Here is a 6,940-nt window from a genome sequence, read left to right on the forward strand (position 1 = left end):
GAGCCGACCCAGGAGGTGGCCACCACCCTCGTCCCCGCCCTGACCACCTAACCCCTCAACGAGGGATCACACTCGTACACCACTCCACCGGACTTGACCACGGCAAGTACGACTACGCGTTCGTCGACCCGGCCGACCGGCGTGTCGCAGAGGTGAGGCTCCTGCGCGAGGTCGAGCGTTTCGACGTAGAGACACCGCCTGACCGCCCCGTGGACCTCCCGGCCCCGACCACCGACAACCTGCTCATCACCGGCGATGCCATGCACGTCCTCGATTCCCTGGCGAAGATCCCGGAGTACGCCGAGAATTACCTCGGCATGGTCAAGCTGGTCTACATCGACCCGCCGTTCAACACTGGCCAGGCGTTCACGAACTACGACGACAACATCGAGCACTCAATCTGGCTCACGATGCTGCGCGACCGCCTCCGTCAGCTCCAGCCGCTCCTCGCTCCCGACGCCTCGGTCTGGGTTCACCTGGACGACGTGGAGGTGCACCGGTGTCGACTCGTTATGGACGAGGAACTGGGCATCGAGAACTTTGTCGCGGAGGTCGTGTGGCAGAAGGCCGACTCCCCACGTTCCGACGCCAAGGGCCTTTCTATCGACCAGGACACCATCCTCGTCTACCAGGCTTCCGCTGCCTGGACTCCCAACAGGCTGCCGCGCACCGCCGCTACAAACGCGCGCTTCTCCTCTCCCGATGGCGACCCTGAGCCGTGGTTCGACGACAACCCCACCGCGCCCGGAGCAGCAACCCACCAGGGCATGGTCTACGCGATCCAGCATCCGATCACCGGTGAGTTGCACTACCCCGCACGGGGACGCTGCTGGTGGACCGAGCAACCGCAGGTAGTCGCCGAGATGTCCCAGTACGCGGATTACGAGCTGCGTGACATCTGCGACGAGGAGCGTCGAGCTGAACTCTGCGGCGTACCGCGCTCCGAGATACGTCGTGACGTGCGTGCAGTCATGCTTGCCCAGCCCCTCGGGATCGCAGCTGAACGCGCACGTGCTAGGTACGCCGAGGGCACGTGGCCGCGAATCATCTTGCGATCTGGCGGAGAGGGCGGACTGGGCCGCAAGTCTTACGTACCGAGCACGGGACTGGTCTCGGGAACCTGGTGGAGCAACGAGCTGGTGGGACACAACCGTGAAGCAAAGTCGGAGATCAAGGCACTTTTCCCCGGAGAGCATCCCTTCGCGACGCCAAAGCCGGAACGTCTGTTGAGCCGCATTCTCGAGATCGCTACTTTGCCCGGAGACATCGTGCTCGACTTCTATGCCGGGTCAGGCACCACGGCGGCGGTCGCGCACAAGATGGGACGACGATGGATCACTTCCGAGCTCATCCCTCAGACCGTCGAAACGTATACCGAGCCGCGGCTCCGCAAGGCCGTCGAGGGTGACGACGAGGGCGGTGTCACGTCCGTCACTGAGCGGGTCGTCGCTGATGACACGGTCCTGCCCGACAAGGTCTCGGCCAAGGACGCCCAGGCCTTCAACACCACCCTGACCCGCGTCATCGGTGATGGCGACGTAGAGCTCACCGTCGACATGTCGAAGCAGCTAGCCTCGCTCGCCAGGGCCGCCAAGAAGGCAGGCGACGGACCGCTGGACGACGACGAGACGAAGACGCTCCTGAGCCTGCTGAAGAAGTTCGGGGACGCCGGCCAGGTGGACGTCACCAAGCAGGCCAAGTCACAGCTGGCCAGGGCCACGAGAACTCGCGACCAGGTGACCCGACTCTGGCACGGCGGGGGCGGGTTCACCCACCTGGAGGTCGGTCCGTCGATGTTCACCGAGGTCGGCGGCATGGTGCTGCTGGCCGACTGGGCGACGCAAGGTGCGCTGACCGAGGCGATGTGTGCTCAGCTCAGTGTCCGTTACGAGCCCGACGGGGTGTTCGCCGGCAGGTCCGGGCGCCTACGCATCGCGGTCGTTGACGGAATGGTGGGCGCCGGGACCATCGACGCCATCACCGACCAGCTGCTCGACGGCGAGAACGTCGAGATCTGGGCCACCCAGATCGCCGACGGTGCGAAGCAGCACCTCAAGGACGTGCGACCCAGGTCCCGACTGCAGCGCATCCCGGCCGCCGTCGTCGACTCCTACCGCCGCAAGAAGGCGGCCCGCAGCCCGTTCGCCGGGAAGACCACCGAGGAAGGTGCACAGAACGATGGGTGACGTCAGGATCGACGAAGACCTCCTGGAGGACGTCAGCGAGCGGCTCGACCTGCGGGAGCCAAATCGCAAGGCCGTCAAGACCGTGCTGCTGCGCACGTCCCTGCACTACGACGTCGACCGCAACGAGGACGCGTTCGAGTGCATTGTCGATTCCGCCACCGGCGTCGGGAAGACCTATGTCCTTGCGGGACTGATCGAGTACTTAGCCCTGGCCGACCCGCCGGCCAAGAACTTTTTGATCCTCGCACCCGGCCGGACCATTCGGGACAAGACGATTAGGAACTTCACACCCGGCGACAGGAAGGCTCTGACCACGACGATGAGGTCCCAGCCGCACCTCGTCACTGCCGACAACTTCAACAGCCCTGCGACCCGATCCGCTATGGCGGATCCCAGGCGGACGAAGGTTTACGTCTTCACGGTCCAGGCGCTGACGTCGAAAACCGGCGAGGGCAGGGAGACGCACGCGTTCGTCGAGGGTCTCGGCACCAACTTCTACGACTGGCTCTCCCAGCTCGACGACCTGGTGATCTTCGCTGACGAGCACCACTGCTACCGCGGCCCCGCCTTCAGCCGCACTATTCGCGAGCTCAACCCAGAGGTCGTCGTAGGGCTCACGGCCACCCCGGCAAAGGCCGACGAGGACCTCGTCGTCTACCGCTACCCGCTGGCTGCGGCGATCGCGGACAAGTTCGTCAAGACGCCGGTCATCGTTGGTCGTCGCGACGACCGCAACGACGACGAGACGAAACTGCTCGACGGCGTAAATCTCCTGCGGGCGAAGGAGGATCTCGCGCATCGCTACGCTGACGAGAACGAACTGCCGCGGGTGAACCCGGTGATGATGATCGTGGCTGGAAGCATCGAGAAGGCCGAGGAGTTGCGCGACATCCTCGACTCCAATGGCTTTGACGGCGGCGCCTGGACCGGCAAGACCCTGCTCGTCCACTCCCAGCTCACCGGCGACGATAAGGAGAAGGCGCTGGCCGACCTTGAGGCGGTGGACGAACCGGACTCCGCGGTGCGAATCATCTTCAGTGTCGGGATGCTCAAGGAGGGCTGGGACGTCAAGAACGTCTACGTGCTGGCCTCGTGGAGGCCGTCGGTCTCGGACGTCCTGACGGAGCAGACCTTGGGCCGCGGTCTGCGACTCCCCTTCGACTCGTACACCGGGATCGAGTTCCTGGACACGCTCGAGGTGCTTGCTCACGAGAGGTACGAGGACCTGCTCAGGAAGCGTAAGGCCCTCAACGAGCAGTTCATCGACTACTACACCTACGCCGAAACCCGGACCCGCCCCGACGGCAGCAGGACCGTCGAGACGAAGCACGACGAGGTCTCAGGCGAGGTTCTGCCCGAGCCGGACGACCAGGGGTCGAACGCACCGACGACCCCTGGGACGGGCGAGGACGGCGAGGCCTCCACGACCGGGCAGGACGAGGGTGCCCGACCTGACGCCATCGCTGATCTGGAGACGAGGAAGAGGGAGGCCGAGGTCGAGGTCGGCGAGAAGGCACTTCTGATCACGTACTGGCCGTTGGAGGGCCGGCCAGACGTCCGGATTCCACGTGTCCAGTCAGTGGCCCAGAAGGCCGATGTCAGCCTCAACGACATCGACCTGGACGACTACGACCGTTTCGACCGGCTCGGCAGGGCACTGTCCACCGAGTTGTCCAACGACCTGAAGCGCACGAAGATCGTGGCTACCCGCAAGGGCAGATCCGTTGAGGTCGGGGTGGCCAAGGCCGAGGACGAGATCGCCGCGACGATCGCCCTCGACATCCCGCTGTCGGCCTCTCGCCAGATGCTCGTGGAACGGGTGATGAACGTGCCCGGGGTCAAGCCTCGCGCGACCGAGCACGGTGCTGCTGAACGCATCGTGGACCGTCTCATCTCAGCCATGGGCGACGACGCGGCAACCGCCCTGTCGGCGTTCGGCGAACGCTGCGGTCAGCGACTGGCCGACGGGGTGAGGGATGCGGTCCGGGAAGCAAGCAGCTCGCAGGTCTCCTACGAGGACCAGGTCGACATGGTTAGTCTGGACCGCGAGCGGTCGGCGGCCAAGAGGCAGCACGAGGGCCACCCGGACACCGGTTTCGACCGCGCCACCGCCTTCGACGGGTGGGCCAAGAACCTCTACTCCCACGCCTGGTTCGACTCGCAGCCGGAGTACAAAGCAGCGGCGGCCGTCGACGCCGCCAGGTCCGTGGAAGTCTGGGCCCGGCTGCACCGGAACGACATCCCCATCACCTGGAACGCCGAGGGCCGACGTTACAACCCGGACTTCGTCGTGATCGAGAGCGTGGACGGCAAGCGACACGGCTGGCTCGTCGAGACCAAGGCGGACCGGGACATGAACGCCGCCGAGGTCGTCGCAAAGCGCCGGGCCGCCCGGCGGTGGGTGAACGTCGTGAACTCCTCACCTGCCGTCGAAGGTGTCGAGTGGCACTACCTGCTGCTGGGAGAGCGGGACGTGGACGACGCCCAGGGCAGCTGGGAGTACCTCAGGGAGATCGGGAAGTGATTTCGTGAGCGGTGAACGCGTCTACAACATCGAGGGCGGCGCGGCGGTACCCCTACTGGCCGTCAGCCTCGCCGAGGCTGGCCTGAAGGAACGCCAGGATCTGCAGGAGTGGGTGATCGCCCGCCCGGAGATCCTCGGCCCTGACGTCATCGTCGTCGCCTTCGAGTTCGACCGGTGGCAGGACGCGCGCGGCGACCGGCAGCGGGACCGGCTGGACGTACTGGGCCTGGACGCCGACGGCCGCTTAGTGCTGGCCGAGCTCAAGCGCGACCAAGCGCCGGACACGGTGGAGATGCAGGCCGTCAAGTACGCCGCGATGGCATCACGCTTCACCGAGGCCGACCTGGTGACCTACCACGCACGGTTCCTGTCCGCCCGAAGCGGGCAGGCCGTGTCCGAGGACGAGGCACGCGCCGCGCTGCTCGACCACGCCGGCGAGCTCGACGCCGACCAGCTGCGCCAGCCCCGGATCGTCCTGGTGGCTGGTTCATTCACCACGCCCACCAGCGCGACTGTCGTATGGCTGACCGAGATGGGTCTGGACATCACCATGCAGCGTGTCCAGGCGTACCGGATCGCCACCGAGGGTGTCATCGTGACCGTCTCCCAGCTCTTCCCGGTCCCCGACGTGGAGGAGTTCACTATCTCCCCCCAGCGGGCCGAGGCGGAACAGGCGAAGGCTCGCCGGACCCGCAAACGGGAACGGTCGACCGTCGTTCGCCTGGTGCGCGACAAGGTGATCCCCGACGGGACGCCCCTTACCCTCCAGCCGAAGACGGAATACGACGCCGAGACCCGGGAGCTGATCCAGGAGTGGGTGGCCGAGGACGAACGTCGCGGCCGCGCGACCTGGGTGAACAGCTCGAAGCCGCTGCGGTGGGAATACGACGGGGAACAGTACCGTCCAACGACGATTGTCAAGCAGATCCTCTCAGCAGCCGCACAGATCGACGGTAGCGCCAACGGCCCGATGTGGTGGGTGACCGAAGAAGGCATGACTCTGACCGAGCTCGCAGGATCGGCTCCCAGTGGCGGGTTCGACTGGACCGACCTGCACACCATCCTCAATGCTCTACCGGCCGGCCGATGGACCACCTACGGTGACTTGGCGGCCGTCATCGGAACGGCTGCCATGCCCCTCGGGGGCCATGTCGCCTCATGCCCGGACTGCGTGAACGCGTGGCGCATCCTCGACGCTTCCGGACAAAGCCGGGCCGGCTTCCGGTGGACCGACCCGAGCGACACCCGGACCCAGCGCGAGGTCCTCCAGTCCGAGGGCGTCCATTTCGACGGGGACCGTGCGAACGCGGCGCAGCGACTCTTGGGAGAGCAGTTGGCTGCAGCGGCGGAGGACCCACCCGAGTGAGCACCTAACACCTGCGCCCAGTGCACCAACCCGAAGGCGCACCGGTGGGAGATGATGACGCGCCCCGGTGCGAAGTAGAACCGCCCGTGACTGCCCCCACTGATCGCGCCCGTCCACCACCAGCACTCTGAACCGTCGACGCTCACGACCTTCTCCCGCCAACGGTTCACCGTACCCAGGTCGCCCAGCGCCGCCGCCAGGCCGGCCTCCGACAACCGCCCCGCACTCACCCCGGCATGCTCTCAGCCGGCCCCGTCGAGGCCGGCGCAACCTCAGGCGACTCCTCGCCCTGGTCCTCGCCGCCCCCAGCGTCGCCCTGCTCCTCGCCTTGGTCGCCACCACGCCGGTACCGCCTTCGTCTGCGACGCCCCGGATGAGCCGGTAGACCTCTCGTCCCGTCAGCGTGCCGCCCCCGCACCACACCAACGCCTCCTGTGTACTCAGCCCCTCCTCCTCGATCAAGGACCGCAGCGCCCGTCCTGCTCGCTGCTCGCAGTCGCTCACCACCGCGTCCCGCTCAGCCAGCGCCACGGCCACCGCCTCGCCCCATTTCGCCAGCCGCCGCTCTCGCTTCGCCTGCTCCTGGACCACCTTCGCACGAGCCTCCCGAGCACGCGCCCGCGCCAGCTGTCTCACCGTCTGCTTCTGCATCACAGTGCACCTTTCCTCGATCTACAAAGAACCTGCGGACACCACCTAAAGCGGAGCAACCCCGCCCAGGGACTCACCCCCGACCAATCCCGACGGACCACCCGAGCCCAGCCCGATGGGTTGAGTCAGCGTTTGTGTCCGGTTTCGGGCTGAGGATCAAGCAACATCTGTACGGTCTTCGTGACACCTGTAGGAGGGTGCGCGATGAGCACG

Annotated in this window: 3 protein-coding genes; all 3 read left to right on the forward strand. The window is 66.3% G+C overall.

The annotated features are described in order from the left end of the window. Positions 1-2,186 (forward strand): site-specific DNA-methyltransferase (locus tag BJF86_RS10985; protein ID WP_237768184.1); only part of this gene is annotated, 2,186 nt, incomplete at its 5' end. After that, the gene (locus BJF86_RS10990; RefSeq protein ID WP_075818941.1) at positions 2,179-4,710 is read left to right on the forward strand and encodes a DEAD/DEAH box helicase family protein; all 2,532 of its coding nucleotides are present in this window, start codon (positions 2,179-2,181) and stop codon (positions 4,708-4,710) included. The genes BJF86_RS10985 and BJF86_RS10990, both read left to right, overlap by 8 nt. A gap of 4 nt (positions 4,711-4,714) precedes the next feature. Beyond that, a complete protein-coding gene (locus tag BJF86_RS10995; RefSeq protein ID WP_075818943.1) occupies positions 4,715-6,076 on the forward strand; it encodes an MGMT family protein in 1,362 nt (453 codons plus the stop codon). The last annotated feature ends 864 nt before the right edge of the window (positions 6,077-6,940 follow it).

This window comes from Serinicoccus sp. CNJ-927 (assembly GCF_001942435.1).
GTDB classification, from domain to species: domain Bacteria; phylum Actinomycetota; class Actinomycetes; order Actinomycetales; family Dermatophilaceae; genus Ornithinicoccus; species Ornithinicoccus marinus.